At 67.2% G+C, this 13,706-nt stretch carries 15 protein-coding genes; 3 read left to right on the top strand and 12 right to left on the bottom strand.

What is annotated here, in order from left to right; genetic code table 11:
* Positions 1-42: 42 nt before the first annotated feature.
* The 8 genes from QMO14_RS03335 to QMO14_RS03300 all read right to left on the bottom strand — a co-directional run bounded on the left by QMO14_RS03335 (position 43) and on the right by QMO14_RS03300 (position 7,929).
* The gene (locus QMO14_RS03335) at positions 43-747 is read right to left on the bottom strand and encodes an ABC transporter ATP-binding protein (protein WP_301504425.1); all 705 of its coding nucleotides are present in this window, start codon (positions 745-747) and stop codon (positions 43-45) included.
* Positions 740-1,528, bottom strand: a complete 789-nt coding sequence (locus tag QMO14_RS03330) for an ABC transporter ATP-binding protein (protein ID WP_301504423.1) — start codon at positions 1,526-1,528, stop codon at positions 740-742. Before QMO14_RS03330 ends, QMO14_RS03335 begins: the two co-directional genes overlap by 8 nt.
* Positions 1,525-2,496 carry a branched-chain amino acid ABC transporter permease gene (locus tag QMO14_RS03325; protein WP_301504421.1) on the bottom strand — a complete coding sequence of 324 codons (972 nt, stop codon included), beginning with the start codon at positions 2,494-2,496 and terminating at the stop codon, positions 1,525-1,527. The genes QMO14_RS03330 and QMO14_RS03325 overlap by 4 nt, the downstream gene beginning before the upstream one ends.
* The gene (locus QMO14_RS03320) at positions 2,493-3,353 is read right to left on the bottom strand and encodes a branched-chain amino acid ABC transporter permease (protein ID WP_285414999.1); all 861 of its coding nucleotides are present in this window, start codon (positions 3,351-3,353) and stop codon (positions 2,493-2,495) included. The genes QMO14_RS03325 and QMO14_RS03320 overlap by 4 nt, the downstream gene beginning before the upstream one ends.
* A 31-nt stretch (positions 3,354-3,384) precedes the next feature.
* Positions 3,385-4,584, bottom strand: a complete 1,200-nt coding sequence (locus QMO14_RS03315; protein WP_301504418.1) for an ABC transporter substrate-binding protein — start codon at positions 4,582-4,584, stop codon at positions 3,385-3,387.
* A gap of 107 nt (positions 4,585-4,691) precedes the next feature.
* Positions 4,692-5,015, bottom strand: coding sequence for a 2Fe-2S iron-sulfur cluster-binding protein (locus QMO14_RS03310; protein ID WP_301504416.1), 324 nt, complete (start codon positions 5,013-5,015; stop codon positions 4,692-4,694).
* A gap of 119 nt (positions 5,016-5,134) precedes the next feature.
* Positions 5,135-6,583: a glutamine synthetase family protein gene (locus tag QMO14_RS03305; RefSeq protein WP_301504415.1), complete on the bottom strand. Its 1,449-nt coding sequence runs from the start codon at positions 6,581-6,583 to the stop codon at positions 5,135-5,137.
* Positions 6,584-6,594: 11 nt separating this feature from the next.
* Entirely contained in the window at positions 6,595-7,929 is a 1,335-nt protein-coding gene (locus tag QMO14_RS03300; protein WP_301504413.1) for an aromatic ring-hydroxylating dioxygenase subunit alpha, read from the bottom strand.
* Between the two features lie 262 nt (positions 7,930-8,191).
* Here QMO14_RS03300 and QMO14_RS03295 point away from each other — a divergent pair, with 262 nt between their 5' ends.
* Positions 8,192-8,929, top strand: coding sequence for a GntR family transcriptional regulator (locus tag QMO14_RS03295; RefSeq protein ID WP_126020480.1), 738 nt, complete (start codon positions 8,192-8,194; stop codon positions 8,927-8,929).
* A 10-nt stretch (positions 8,930-8,939) separates the two neighbouring features.
* Here the strand turns inward: QMO14_RS03295 and QMO14_RS03290 are convergent, their stop codons facing one another.
* Both QMO14_RS03290 and QMO14_RS03285 read right to left on the bottom strand, forming a co-directional pair.
* Complete coding sequence (locus tag QMO14_RS03290) at positions 8,940-10,448, bottom strand: amidase (RefSeq protein ID WP_301504408.1); 1,509 nt, start codon at positions 10,446-10,448, stop codon at positions 8,940-8,942.
* A 73-nt stretch (positions 10,449-10,521) separates the two neighbouring features.
* Positions 10,522-11,337 carry a metallophosphoesterase gene (locus QMO14_RS03285; protein WP_301504406.1) on the bottom strand — a complete coding sequence of 272 codons (816 nt, stop codon included), beginning with the start codon at positions 11,335-11,337 and terminating at the stop codon, positions 10,522-10,524.
* Positions 11,338-11,417: 80 nt separating this feature from the next.
* Between QMO14_RS03285 and QMO14_RS03280 the strand changes: the two genes are divergently transcribed.
* A complete protein-coding gene (locus QMO14_RS03280) occupies positions 11,418-11,636 on the top strand; it encodes a hypothetical protein (protein ID WP_301504404.1) in 219 nt (72 codons plus the stop codon).
* Between the two features lie 27 nt (positions 11,637-11,663).
* On the opposite strand, the gene QMO14_RS03275 is transcribed toward QMO14_RS03280, so the two are convergent.
* Entirely contained in the window at positions 11,664-12,644 is a 981-nt protein-coding gene (locus QMO14_RS03275; protein WP_301504402.1) for a LysR family transcriptional regulator, read from the bottom strand.
* Between the two features lie 121 nt (positions 12,645-12,765).
* On the opposite strand from QMO14_RS03275, the gene QMO14_RS03270 reads away from it, so the two are divergent.
* Positions 12,766-13,308: a hypothetical protein gene (locus QMO14_RS03270; RefSeq protein ID WP_301504400.1), complete on the top strand. Its 543-nt coding sequence runs from the start codon at positions 12,766-12,768 to the stop codon at positions 13,306-13,308.
* Positions 13,309-13,438: 130 nt separating this feature from the next.
* Here the strand turns inward: QMO14_RS03270 and QMO14_RS03265 are convergent.
* A partial coding sequence (locus tag QMO14_RS03265; protein ID WP_301504398.1) for a hypothetical protein occupies positions 13,439-13,706 on the bottom strand: 268 nt, incomplete at its 5' end.

Genomic DNA, 13,706 nt, shown 5'->3' with positions numbered 1-13,706 from the left:
CACCCGCGGCCCGGCAAAGCCGGTTCCGCGGTGTCCTGGCAATCAGACCCCGACGCCCAGCAAGCCCTCCAGCAATTCCTGGTCGGCTGCCAGTTCCGCGCTGGGCCCGGCATGCACCACGGTCCCGCGCTCCAGCACGATGGCCTTGTGCGTCATCTCCAGCGCCAGCACCGGGTGCTGTTCCACCACGATCGACGCGAGCCCCTCCGATTCGCAAAGCCGGCGGATCGCCAATGCCAGCTCCTCCACGATGATCGGCGCCAGGCCTTCCATGGGCTCGTCGAGCAGCAGAAGCTTCGGGTTGGTCATGAGCGCGCGGCCGATGGCGAGCATCTGCTGCTCGCCGCCCGAGAGCTGGTTGCCGTAGTTGCCGCGCCGCTCGCGCAGGCGCGGGAAGAAGTCGTAGACGCGCTGGAGGTTCCAGCCGCCCAGCCGCGAGATGACGGTGAGGTTCTCCTCGACGGTGAGCGAGGGGAACACTTCGCGCTCCTGCGGCACCCAGCCCAGCCCCGCGCGCACGCGCTGGTGCGAGGGCCAGCGCACGATGTCCGCGCCCTGCCAGCGGATCGCGCCCTGCATCACGCGGGTGTTGCCCATCAGCGTCTCGAGCAGCGTGGTCTTGCCCACGCCGTTGCGCCCGAGGATGGCGAGGCTCTCGCCCTGTTGCAGCGAAAAATCGAGCCGGTCGAGCACCACGGCGTTGCCATAGCCGGCGGTGACTTTGTCGAAGGCGAGTGCTTCAGGCATGGGAGTGTGGGTGGTGGTGGAGGTGCGATCTGCCCAGGTAGACCTCGCGCACGCGCGGGTCGGCGCCGATTTCCGCGGGCGTGCCCTCGGTGAGGATGCGGCCGCCCACGAGCACCGAGATGCGGCGCGCGAAGCGGAAGACCAGCTTCATGTCGTGCTCGATGAAGAGCACGCTGATGTCCGCAGGCAGCGCCGCGATGGCTTCGAACAGCTCGCCGCTCTCGTCCTCCGGCACGCCGGCGGCGGGCTCGTCCAGCAGCAGGATGCGGGGCCTGGCCGCGAGCGCGAGCGCGATCTCGAGCAGCCGCTGCTTGCCGTAGGCCAGCTCGGCCACGGGCACGTCGGCCAGGCTGTCGAGCCTGAGCGTGCCCAGCAGCGCATGCGCCTCGTCGAACACGGCCGTGCAGCCCTTCAGCGGCCGCCACCAGGTGGCGCCCAGCCCTTCGCGCTCGCTGATCGCCAGCACCACCGACAGCAGCGGCGTGAGGCTGGGGAAGAGCGTGTTGATCTGGAAAGTGCGCGCCAGCCCCATTCGGGCGCGCCTGTCGCCGGGCAGGCGCGTGATGTCGGCCCCGCCCATGTGGATGCTGCCGCTGGTGGGCTTGAGCACGCCTGTCAGCAGGTTGATGAGCGTGGTCTTGCCCGCGCCGTTGGGGCCGATCAGCGCCTGCCGAGCGCCCGGTTCGAGCGAGAGGTTCACGTCGGCCACGGCCTGGAAGGCGCCGAAGCGCACGCCGAGGTCCCGCGTGCGCAGGGTGTTTGTCGTCGTCGTGCTGCTCATCGTGCCTTCCCCGTGCGCACGAAGCGCGAGAGCGCGCCCATGATCCCGCCGCGTCCCAGCATGACTGCGGCGATCAGGAAGATACCGAGCCAGAACATCCAGTACTGCGGGTTCATGTCGGCGAACCAGTCGTGCACCAGCATGTAGACGATGGCGCCGATCATCCCGCCGTACAGCCGCCCCGTGCCGCCGAGCACCAGGATGATGAGCACCTCGGCCGAGCGGTTGAAGCTGATGGACTCGATGCCCACGAACTGCGTGGTCTGCGCCAGCAGCGCGCCGGCCACGCCCGCCACCGCCGCCGAGAAAGCGTAGGCCATGCGCAGCCGCGCTTCCACCGGCGAGCCGATGGCCGTCATGCGCTTGCGGCTGTCGTGGATGCCGCGCAGCGCCAGGCCGAAGGGCGAGCGCAGCACCAGCCGCACCAGCAGGAACATCGCCAGCACCACGCCGAAGGCGTAGCAGAAGGCGGTCTTGCCGTAGAGGTCGAAGTCGAACAGGCCGAGCACCGGCGCGATGACCACGCCCTGCAGCCCGTCGGTGCCGCCGGTGATGCCCGAGAGCCGGTTGGCCAGCTCGTAGAGCAGCACGCATACGCCGATGGTGATCATCAGCCGCGTGAGGTCGGCGCCGCGCACCACGAGGTAGCTCAGTGCGTAGCCCAGCAGGCCGCTGACGACCAGCGCGAACGCGAGGCCGGTGAAGGGCTCGCTCCAGCCGTACTTGGCCAGCAGCCCGGCCGCGTAGGCGCCCGCGCCGAAGAAGGCCGCATGGCCCACGGTGAGGATGCCCGCGTAGCCCAGCGCCATGTCCAGCGACACGGCGAACAGGCCGAAGATCAGCACCTGGCTCATCAGCGTGAGCTTGTCGGGCAGCAGGAAGAAGCTGGAGGCCAGCGCCAGCCAGAAGGCGGCTTCGGCGATGCGCAGCTGCGCGGGGGAAAGGTTCAGCAGGGCTTTCGTCATCATGCGAGCCCCTTCTTCGCGACGATGCCGTTCGGCCGCACCAGCAGCATGACGATCATGAAGACGTAGATGAGAAATGCGCCCGCCTCGGGCAGGTAGTACTTGCCCGCCACGTCGACGATGCCGACCAGCAGCGCCGCGATGAAGGGCCCGGTGACGGTGCCCGCGCCGCCCACGCAGACCACCATCAGGAAGTAGACGAGGTACTTGAGCGGGAACGAGGGCTCCAGCCCCAGCATGCCCAGGCTCAGCGCGCCGCCCAGGCCGGCGAGGCCGCAGCCCAGCGAGAAGGTCAGGAAGAAAAGGCGCTGCACGTGGATGCCGGTGCCGCCGGCCACGCGCTGGTTGTCCACCGCCGCGCGCACCATCGCGCCGTAGCGGGTCCTGCCCAGGCCCAGCAGCAGGGCCACAAGCACCGCCGCGCCGCAGGCGATCAGGAACAGCCGGTAGCGGCCCACCTCCAGGCCCAGCAGCGACACCTGGCCGTCGAGCGCCGCGGGCAGCGTGAAGGGCTGCATCGTCGGGCCGAAGAAATAGGTGAAAGCGGCGATCGACACGAACACCACGCCGATCGACAGCAGCACCTGGTCGAGCGGATGCGCACGGTACAGCCGGCGGTAGAACACGAACTCCAGCACCGCGCCCACCAGCGCCGCCGCCACGAAGGCCGCAGCCAGCGAGAGGCCGAAGCCGAGCCCGAAGTGGTTCATCAGCACGGCGGCCACGTAGCCGCCGACCATCGCGAAGCTGCCGTGCGCGAGGTTGACGAAATTCATGAGCCCCATCGTGATGGACAGGCCCACGCCGATGAGGAACAGGAGCATGCCGTAGGCCACTCCGTCGAAGATCACGATGCCCATGAATTTCCTGCTGGCTGACGAACTGGCTGGCTTACTTGGCTGCGGCTTCCTTGGCCGGGTCCTTCACGCGGTCGAACTTGTCGAACTCCACGTTCACCAGCTGGCCGTTCACCCGCTCGGTCTTGCGGATGTAGACGGTCTGCACGATGTCGCGGGTGGCCGGGTCGATCTCGATCGGGCCGCGCGGGCTTTCGAAGCTCAGGCCCTTCAGAGCGTCCATGAACTTGTCGCCGCCGGTGTCGCCCTTGGTCTTGGCGAGTGCCAGGTCGATGGCGGCCATCGCGTCGTAGGCGGTCACGGCGAAGTAGCTCGGGCGCAGCTTGGTGCCGTTGTCGGCGGCAAAGTCTTTCACGAACTTCTGGTTCTTCGGCGAGGGATGTGCGAACGAGTAGTGGTGGCTGGTGACCAGGCCCAGCGCCACGTCGCCGGTGGCGTCGAGGTAGCTGTCGTCGGTGGCTTCGCCGGTGGCGAAGAGCTTGATGCCGGCCTGCTCCATGCCGCGTTCCTTCCAGACCTTCAGGAAGGCAGGCGGCATCACGCCCGAGGGAAAGAAGAAGAACACGGCCTGGGGCTTGGCATCCTTGATGCGCTGCACGTAGGCCGAGAAGTCGGGGTTGTTCATCGGCGTGCGCACTTCGCCCGACACCTTGCCGCCGCCGGCGGTGAAGGTCTTCTTGAAGGCGGTCTCCGCATCGACGCCCGAGGCGTAGTCGGCGACCACGGTGTAGGCGTCCTTGATGCCTTCCTTGAGCATGTAGCGCGCCATCGGGTCGGTCACCTGCTGCACGGTGAACGACAGGCGCGCCACGTAGGGCGAGCTGGTGGTGATGGCCGAGGAGGCCGCGTTCATCACGATGGTCGGGATCTTCGCCTGCGTGGCGATGGCGCCCACGGCGTACGCGTTGGGGCTGAAGTCCAGGCCGGTGAGCACGCTCACCTTGTCGCGCACGATGAGCTCCTGCGCGATGCGCTTGGCGGCGTCGGGCGCGGGGCCGGCGGTGTCCTTCTTGATGATCTCGACCGTGCGGCCGCCGACCTTGCCGCCATGCTCCTTCAGGTAGAGCGCGATGCCGGCGTCGAACTGGCGGCCGTAGTCGGCGTAGGGGCCGGAGTAGGTCGCGATCAGGCCGATGCGCAGGGGCTCGTCGGCCGCCTGCGCGGCGGTCGTGCCCAGCACGCCGAAGCTCGCCAGCAGCAGGGTCGAGAGGATGGTTCTCTTGGTCATCGTCATTGCCGTCATTTGAAAACGCCTTTCAGGTGGAGTGGATGCGCCCGATGGGGCGCGGCTTTCGTGTAACCGGGTGCAAGCGAAGCGGGCGATGATGCCCGAGTGGAGCGTCAGACCTGGGTATCGGGCACGCGCACCGTGAGGCCATCGAAAGCCGCGGTGATGCCGAGCTGGCAGCTCAGGCGCGAGCCGGGCCTGCGCTCGGACGCCACGGCATCGAGCAGCGCGCTTTCCATGTCGTCGGGCGGCGGCAGCAGGTCGATGAAGGCGTCGTCCACGTAGACGTGGCAGGTGGCGCAGGAGCAGCAGCCGCCGCACTCGGCGTCGATGCCGCGCACGTTGCCGCGGATGGCGGTTTCCATCACGCTGGCGCCGACCTTGGCGTCGACGTCGCGCGTGGTGCCGTCCTTGAGGATGTAGTGGATCGTGGGCATGGAGGTTTTCTTCAATGGTGAACACCGCGGAACCGGCTTTGCCGGGCCGCCGGTGTTGCCCCCTGCAAGGGGGTTGGAGGCCACACGGAGTGGGCAAGCCTGGGGGTGCGCGTCATGCTTTAGAACATGTCGAAGTACTCGCGGTGTTCCCACTCCGAGACTTCGAGATTGAAGCGGGCGATTTCCGCTTCCTTGATGTGGCAGAGGTAGTCGACGAAGGTCTTGCCCATCTGCGCGTTGAGCATCTCGTCGCGGCGCAGGCAGGCGAGGGCGTCGCCCAGCGAACGCGGCAGTTGTTCCGCCGGCGTTTCGTAGGGCGCGTCGGCCGAGGGCCCGGGGTCGGTCTTGTGGCGGATGCCATCCAGTCCTGAGAAGAGCTGCGACGCGAGGTACAGGTACGGGTTGGCCGTCGGCTCGCCCACGCGGTTCTCGATGCGCGAGGCGCTCTGGCCCATGCCGCCGAGCACGCGCAGCATCGCGCCGCGGTTGTCCTTGGCCCAGATCGCGCGGTCGGGCGCGAGCGAGAAGGGGCGGTAGCGGCGGTAGCCGTTGATGGTGGGGCTCGCCAGCGCGGCCGCGCCGCAGGCGTGCGCCTTGAGGCCGCCCAGGTAGTGCATGCCGATCTCGCTGAGCGTCTGGCCCTCGGTCTCGGGCATGAACGCGTTGACACCGTCGCTCTTGCGGCGCAGCGACTGGTGCAGGTGCCAGCCGCTGGACATCACGTTCGGAATCTTCGGGCGGCACATGAAGGTGGCGTGCAGGCCGTTGCGCTGGCAGATCTGCTTGATGGCGCTGCGCAGCAGCACCATGGTGTCGGCGGGCATCACGCCGGCGGTGGGGCCGAACGTCAGCTCGAACTGGCTCGGGCCGAATTCGATTTCGAGCGATCGCAGCGGCAGGCCGAGCGCGATGAGGTTCGAGCGCAGCAACTCCATCAGTCCGTCGACGCGGTCGTAGCGCAACTCGGTGAGGTACTGGTGGCCGTGCGACAGCAGCGACACGCGCGGCGGCTCGCCGGGCTGGCCCGAATCGGCCAGGCCCATGCGGGCGTCTTCGAGCCTGAAGACGTGGAACTCCACTTCGAGGCCGGCGATGAAGTCCAGACCCAGCTCGTCGAGCTGGCGCACCGCGCGCTGCAGGATCTGCCGCGTGGCGAAGGGGCAGGGCTTGCCGTCGGCCATGTAGGCGTCGCACATCACCCAGCCGGTGCGCGGCGACCATGGCAGCACCTTGAAGGTGGCGGGGTCGGCCACGATGGTGAAGTCCGCGCCGCCCTGCAGGCCCTCGATGGCGAAGCCGCCGCCTTGCGTGAACACCGGGAACACGGTCTTGTGGGATGTGTCCTTGGCCAGCAGGGTTGAGGTGAGGTTCACGCCTTCCAACAGGGCCGAGCGCGCCTCGCTGGCAACCAGCGTCTTGCCGCGCAGGATGCCGTGCTGGTCGGGCCAGGCGAAGCGCACGAGGTCGACTTCTCCGCTGTCGATGCGGCGCACCAGCTCCCTGGCCTGCGCGTGCTGGTCGTCGGACCAGAGACCGAAGCGGTCGACGAATGTGTGGCTGCTGCTCATGGCGTGCTTGCTCAGGCGGCGAGCCGTGCGGAGGCCCAGTCGGACTTCAGGCGGCGTGCGCGGTCGGCGTCCTGCCAGTAGGCCTCGGTGGCGGCTTCGTCGCTGACGTTGCGGCCGATGCCGTCGATGGAGGGCGGGCCGGTCATGGCGCGGGCCTGCGCGGCGTCGATGAGCATCGGCGCGCTTTCGCCGGCCAGCGTGGCCTCGATGGCCTTCACCAGCACGCGGCGGTAGGCAATGATCCCCTTGTCGGTGCTGCCCAGGTGCTCGCGCGTGCGGTCCTGGATCGGGCCTTGCGATTCCACCGCCCACTGGTCGTGCACGTTGATGTCGTCGCCCATGCCGGTGTAGGTTTCGGTCAGCTGCTCCTCGATGCTGTAGCCGTAGTTGTTGCGCTTGTTCTTGCGCGAGGTGTAGTCGGGCAGCTCGTAGAGCTTCAGGCGCTGGTCGCGCATCTGCTGCTTGTCGACCGGGCCGGTGAAGCTGGTGAAGATGGCGTACCAGTAGCAGTGCGTGTCGTCCACCGGCACATGCCATTGCGAGATGGTCATCTCCGCGCTCATCGGGATCACGAAGGCCTGCGGGAACACCACGTTGGTCACGCGCACGTGGGTGGTGTCTTCACTCAGCTTGCGCAGCGCCTTCAGGCGGAAGCCGTAGTCGGTGGGCTCCACGCTGATGTCGGGACGGTCGTATTCGCGCAGCACCTTGGTGATGGGCATGTCGGAGTCGGCCGAGGCCCCGCGGAACTGCTTGCCGTAGCTGCCGGAGGTGTCTTCGTCCTCGAAGAAGCGGTGCAGGTACGAGGCGTGCGCGGGGTCGATGCCCACTTCGAGCGCCTGCAGCCAGTTGCACTCGAACAGGCCCTTGAAGGCGAAGGTGTGGCTGTCTGGCGCGACGAAGCAGTCGAACTCGGGGAAGGCCGGCGGCTCGCCCTCGCCGATGTACGCGAAGATCGTTCCGGCCTTCTCGACGACCGGATATGCCGACTGCTTGATGCGGCTGCACAGCTTGCTGGTGGCGGGCTCGGCCGGGGTCTCGAGGCAGTTGCCCTTGGCGTCGAACAGCCAGCCGTGGAAGGCGCAGCGGATGCCGCCGTTCTCGAGCCGGCCGAAAGCGAGGTCGGCGCCGCGGTGCGGGCAGTCGCGGTCGAGCATGCCGAGCTGGCCGCTCTCGTCGCGGAAGAGGACGAAGTCCTGCCCCATGAGCTTCACCGGCTTGACCGGGCGCGGGCCCGCCAGTTCGTCGGCCAGGGCCACCGGCTGCCAGTAGCGGCGCAGCAGCTTGCCGGCGGGCGCGCCGGGTCCGACGCGGGTGATGAAATCGTTTTGCTCGGCGCTGATCATCGTGCGGGCTCCATCGTGGGGACTGTGGAAAGAGGCTTGCAGCTATTGCATGCAACTGTATGCATTGTCTTGGTGATCCTCGATCGCGGTCAAACTTTCATCTGCCAAATCGCCCCAATCTGGGGCTTGGAAGGGCAAAAATCAGGGTAAACGCTGAGCGTATCGTCGGTTTTTGACACTGGTTGTGAAGCAGTGCATGCAACAACCGAGCCAGGATAAATATGCTGCGTGCAATGGCGGGCGTGTCTCCTAGAATTCGGCGATGGACTCCCAACAATCCCGCGTGCTCGTGCAACTGCGCGACATGATCCTCAAGGGCGAATTCGGGCCCGGAGAGCGGCTGGCCGAGATCCCGCTGGCCGAGAAGCTCGAAGCCTCGCGCACACCGGTGCGGCTGGCGCTGGCCAGCCTGGAGCACGAAGGGCTGATCGAGCAGTCGCCCAGCGGCGGCTACCAGATGCGCCGCTTCACCTCGCAGGAAGTGGCCGACGCCATCCGCGTGCGCGGCGTGATCGAAGGCTTCGCCGCGCGCCTGCTGGCCGAGGACGGCGCCTCGCGCCAGTTGCTGCGCGACCTGAAGGAATGCCTGGAAGACGGCGACCGCGCCGTGAACAAGCCCAGCATGGAGATCGACGACTACGCGGCCTACGTCGAGATGAACGACCGCTTCCACAAGCTGATCATCGAAGGCTGCGGCAACCTCGCGCTCAAGCGGGTGATGGACATGCTCGGCGGCCAGCCTTTCGCCGCCCCGAGCGCGATGCTGCCCATGCAGTCGTCGATGGAAGAGGGCCAGCAGTGGATGCGCCAGGCGCACCGCACGCACCATGCGATGGTGCAGGCCATCGAGCGCGGCCAGGGCTCGCGGGCGCAGGCGCTGGGCGAGGAGCACGTCGAGATCGCGCGCATGAACCTCGATTACGCGCTGGAACGGCCCGAACTCGCGGCTGAGCTCATGCCCGGCATCAAGCTGGTGGCGAAGGGCCGCGGCGGCGCGTAAGCCGGGGCGCTCAGCTGCTGAGCGCGCGCCTCGGCGTCACCACCGCTTCCACCGCCGCGCCCACCGCCAGCAGCCGGTGATCGGTGTTGCCTATGCTCGCCACCATCAGCCCCACAGGCGCGGTGCCCGCGTCGTGGCAGGGCACCGAGAGCGCGCAGCCGTCGAACAGGTTCACCACCGAGGGGTTGCGCAGCATGCGGGCGTTGATCCGGTAATAGGTGTCGTCGTCCTTCAGCACCTCGGCGATCGGCGGCGCGATGTCGGGCGTGGTGGGCATCAGCATCGCGTCGTAGCTCGCGGCCGCGGTGTTGATCGAGCGGATGAACTGGCGGCGCAGCGCCTGCAGCTGCAGGTAGTCGGGCGCGGTGATGGTCTCGCCGGTCCTGATGCGCGCCAGCACGCGTGGGTCGTACTTGGCGGCGCCCGTCTTGATGAGCTCGCGGTGCCAGGTGAAGGCTTCGGCGGCGGTGATCATGCCGCGTGGGTTGATGGTCGGCGCCTTCGCGAACTCGGCCATCGGCAGCTCGGTGATCGTCGCGCCCGCGGCGGAGAGCTTGGCCAGCGCCGAGGCGAAGGCCGCGGCCACCGGCGGCGAGAGCTCGTCCAGGAAGAAGGTCCTGGGCACCGCGAAGCGCAGGCCGCGCATCGGCAGCACGCGCAGCGGGCGCGGCAGCTCGGCGGCGAGCACGGAATCGAGCAGGGCGCAGTCTTCCACCGTCCATGCCATCGGCCCGGCCGAGTCGAAGGAGGTCGACAGCGGCAGTACGCCATCGAGCGGAATGCGCCGCTGCGTCGGCTTGAAGCCCACCAGCCCGTTGAGGGCAGCCGGAATGCGCAGCGAGCCGCCGGTGTCGGTGCCGATGGCGCCGGCCGCCATGCCGTCGGTCAGCGAGATCGCGCCGCCCGAGGTCGAGCCGCCGGGGATGCGGCCGGTCGCGCGGTCGTAGACGTTCTTCGGCGTGCCGTAGTGCGGGTTGATGCCCAGGCCGGTGTAGGCGAACTCGACCGTGTTGGAGCGCCCGATGACGATCGCGCCCGCGCGCCGCAGCCGCTCGACCACGATGGCGTCGCGCGCGGCCGGCGGCTGGCCGGCCAGCACCATCGAGCCGCCGAGCGTGGTGACGCCGGCCTCGTCGAACAGGTCCTTCAGCGAGATCGGGATGCCGGCGATGGGCGAGGCGGCGGGGCGGCCGCTCTTGCGTTCGGCGTCGAGCCGGGCCGCGGTGGCGCGTGCTGAATCGGCATGCACGCGGATGAAGGTGCGCGCGCCTTCGCCCGCGGGGTTCTGGATGGCGGCCAGTGCTTCTTCCACGAGCTGGCTGCTGCTGAGGCTGCCGGCGGCGAGGCGGCGCGACATCTCCGCCATCGAGAGCTGGCCCATGGCCCTGCCGCCGGTCGCCTCGGCCGGCTTCTGGGCGAAGGCTTGCGGCCAGAAGGAGAGCAGCCCGGTGGTCGCGGCTGCGCCGGCGGCCTGCTGCAGGAAGTGGCGACGTCGTTGTTGTTTCTGCTGCTGCGTCATGGCGCGCTCCCCCATCGGTCCGATGGAATCGGGCCAGTCTACACAGCCGTGGCGGCGAAGGCGTTGCCGGCCGTTACCGGGCGCCGGGCACCTCGATCAGCAACTGGGGCTTGTAGCCTTCCTGCTCGCCGTTGCGCGCGTAGCCCAGCGGATTGGCGACCACGCGGCAGCCGTTCTTCACGTAGTCGGACGGGCAGTGCAGGTGGCCGTGCAGCCAGAGCTTCGCCTGGGGCAGCAGCTCGTCGAGGGCATTGCAGAAACCTGCGGTGCCGGGTGTCAGGCCGTAGCGCGGATCGCCACTCTCGAGGCTGGGTGCGAAGTGGGTGATGGCTACCGTGGTGCCTTCGAAGGGCTCGGCCAGTGCCTGCTTGAGCCAGTCCTGGCAGGCCAGTGCCTGGTCGCGCAGCTGCGGGGCGAGGAAGAGTTCGCCGTTACGCATGGTGGCCGCTTTTTCAAGATAGAAATCGGCGGAGCGCATGGCCTTGCCGCGCTTCTTGAGCGCATCGGCGAGGCTGTCGGTCGGCTCGGCGAGCGCGTCGAAATCGGCCCAGAGCGTGGTGCCGACAAAGCGGATGCCTTCGATCACCCGGGTTTCGCGTTCCAGCCAGATGATGTCGAGCTCGTCGCAGAGGGTGCGCAGTCGCTGGTGGGTCTCATCGAAGTCGACGTTGTCGTACTCGTGGTTGCCCGGCACGTAGATCACGGGCACCGGCCAGCCATTGCGGGGGGAGAAGCGGCCCAGGCCGAAATCGGAGTCGGTCAGGCGGGAGCCCTGCTGGTAGGAGCCGATGTCGCCCGCCAGGATCAGCATGTCGGCGCCGGGCAGGGGCTCGGCGCGGAAGTTGGGATGGGACTCTAGGTGCAGGTCGGACAGCAGTTGCAGCTTCATCGTCGAGGCAGTCTAGGTGAATTGCCCCATGCATGACACGCATAAGGTTTGGCTTGATTTTCTAGGGTTAACCCCTATTCTTGAAACATCAACCACTCCAGCGCAGCCGCGAGCCGCGCACCATCATGTTCAGCCTCATCGCCCAAGTGGCCCGATTCTTCCGTTCTTCCAGCGCCAATGCTCCGGCCAGCCACGCCGCCGCACTGATGGAAAGCGCCGACATGCGCGCCGGCCGTGGTGCCCACCACGCCCAGGAACTGCGCGCCGCAGCCAGCGCCTGGCTCAGCGTCGTTCGCTGATTGGCTAGTAAGTAGTTAGCAGACAGGTCAGTCGGGCACCTTCTGTCCGAGGACCGACCCGGCGAAAGCCGCGGCTGCCGAGCGCAACAGCGCATCCCGCAGCCATTCGTGAGAGTGCCCGTGCTGGGCGCGCCGGTGCCAGATCGCATCCACGTGCACCGGCGGCTGGTCGAAAGGCAGGTCGCGCAGCACCAGCTGGTCGTCGATGCCGGTCACGGTCACGAAGTGACGAGGCAGCACCGTCAGCAGATCCGAATTGGCGACCACCCGGCCCGCGGTGAAGAACTGGTTCACCGTCACCACAATGCGCCGCTCGCGGCCCATGGCGCCCAGCGTCTGGTCGATGAAGCCGTATGGCCGGCCTGAAAAACTCACCAGAAGGTGCCGGGCCGCGCAATAGTCGTCGAGCGTCAGCGGCGCATCCGCCAGCGGATGGCCGCGCCGCATCACGCATACATATTGGCCCAGATAGAGCCGCTGGGTCTCGAACGGCACCCCCACCCCCGATTGACCGCGCGCCGCGAGGCTTGCGATCACGGCCGGGAAGTAGCCGACGGCCATATCCACTTCTTCCTGTTCGAGCATGCGGCGCGGGTCGCGTGTCGTCAACGGCAGCACGCGCAGGGAAATGGCGGGCGCTTCCTTTTCCGCGATCTGCACCAGGCCCGGGATGAGCTCGGCCGCGGTGGCGTCGGCCATCGCCAACAGGAAGGTGGTGTCGGCCGTGCCTGCATCGAATTCGCCGGGGGCCAGCGTGTGCTGAAGCTGGCGCAGGGCGTCGCGCACGGTTGGCCACAAGGCGAGCGCTCGGGGGGTGGGTTCCACGCCTGCGCCTGAACGGCGCACCAGCTCGTCCCCTAGAACCTCGCGCAGGCGACGTAGCGCGTTGCTTACCGCCGGCTGGGTGATCGACAGGTTGCGGGCGGCCCGCGTGAGGTTGCGCTCGGCCATCACCTCGTCGAAGACGCGGAGCAGGTTGAGGTCGAGCGTGCGAAAGTTGACATCCATCAGTTCTATGAATGATAAACATCAGAAAGATAAAGTGGATAAACACTGGGGTAATCCCTAATATCACCCCATCGGCCTTGTTCGCCACCACTGATTACCACTGTCCCAGGAGGGATGCATCATGACCAGCTTCGTTCACGTTGACCAACCTACTGTCCACCCCGGCGTGCGTCGCGCCGAAGTCCTGTTCGGCCAGATCCAGGCCGCCCGTGCCGGCGCCAATGGCAGCCGCCCGCTCATCGCCCTGCTGATCGTCGCCATTGCCGCGGCAGTGCTGGTGGTGACCGAATCGCTCGTTTCCAACTGGAACGAAGGTGGTTTGCTCGCAGCCTGGACGGTGTTCTGCGTTGCAGCCATTGCCTTGTTCGCACTGTTCGCCGGCTCGGTCCGTCAGAGCGGCCTTGCCGCCGCTTGGCGCGCCGCTGCTGAACGCCGCGCAGCAGCGCGTGCGGATGCTCGTTTCCTTGCTACCGCACAGAGCGACCCGCGCGTGATGCAAGAACTGCAGGCTGCCATGTGGCGTCAGCAATCGGAAGGCACCGTGCCCGCAGCCGAAGCCGCAAAGATCGATGCACTGGCCCGCATGAGCGCCCGTTCGCAGGAAGTGCGCATGCCCACGCTGTACGAAGCGATGCGCCGCATGAACAGCTCGCGCTATTACTAAGTAGCGAAGCACTGGATACGAGGAAGCCGCCTGAGGGCGGCTTTTTTCATGGCTGCCCTGCTTGCCTTCCTTGTGTGCGGGGGCGTGCAGTGAAAAAATCTTCAGCCAGTTGCCAGCGCTTCAAAATCTGTCATATACTCGTGGGCTTCGCTACTGACAGCCGTTTGGTTGTTGAAGCGGCCGGTCTCTTTGGGGTTCTGGTTGTGGTGGTGAAGAAAAAGTCTTCGAAAGTTGACCGGTTCTTAAAAAACGGTGCATAATCGAAGGCTTCGCTGAAACGAACTGCTTCAGTGGCTTGCGATGAGAGTTGCGGGTTGCGAAAGAAGTTGGTGGATGTGAAAGCCAAAATAGTTTGGTTGATTTGAAAAAATCGTGCTAGACTACAAGGCTTCGCCGAA

Origin of the sequence: Variovorax sp. CAN15, from assembly GCF_030462475.1 — a bacterium.
Taxonomy (GTDB): domain Bacteria; phylum Pseudomonadota; class Gammaproteobacteria; order Burkholderiales; family Burkholderiaceae_C; genus Variovorax.
The sequence above is the reverse complement of the archived record's forward strand: the minus strand, read 5'-3'. Positions and strand labels throughout refer to the sequence as shown.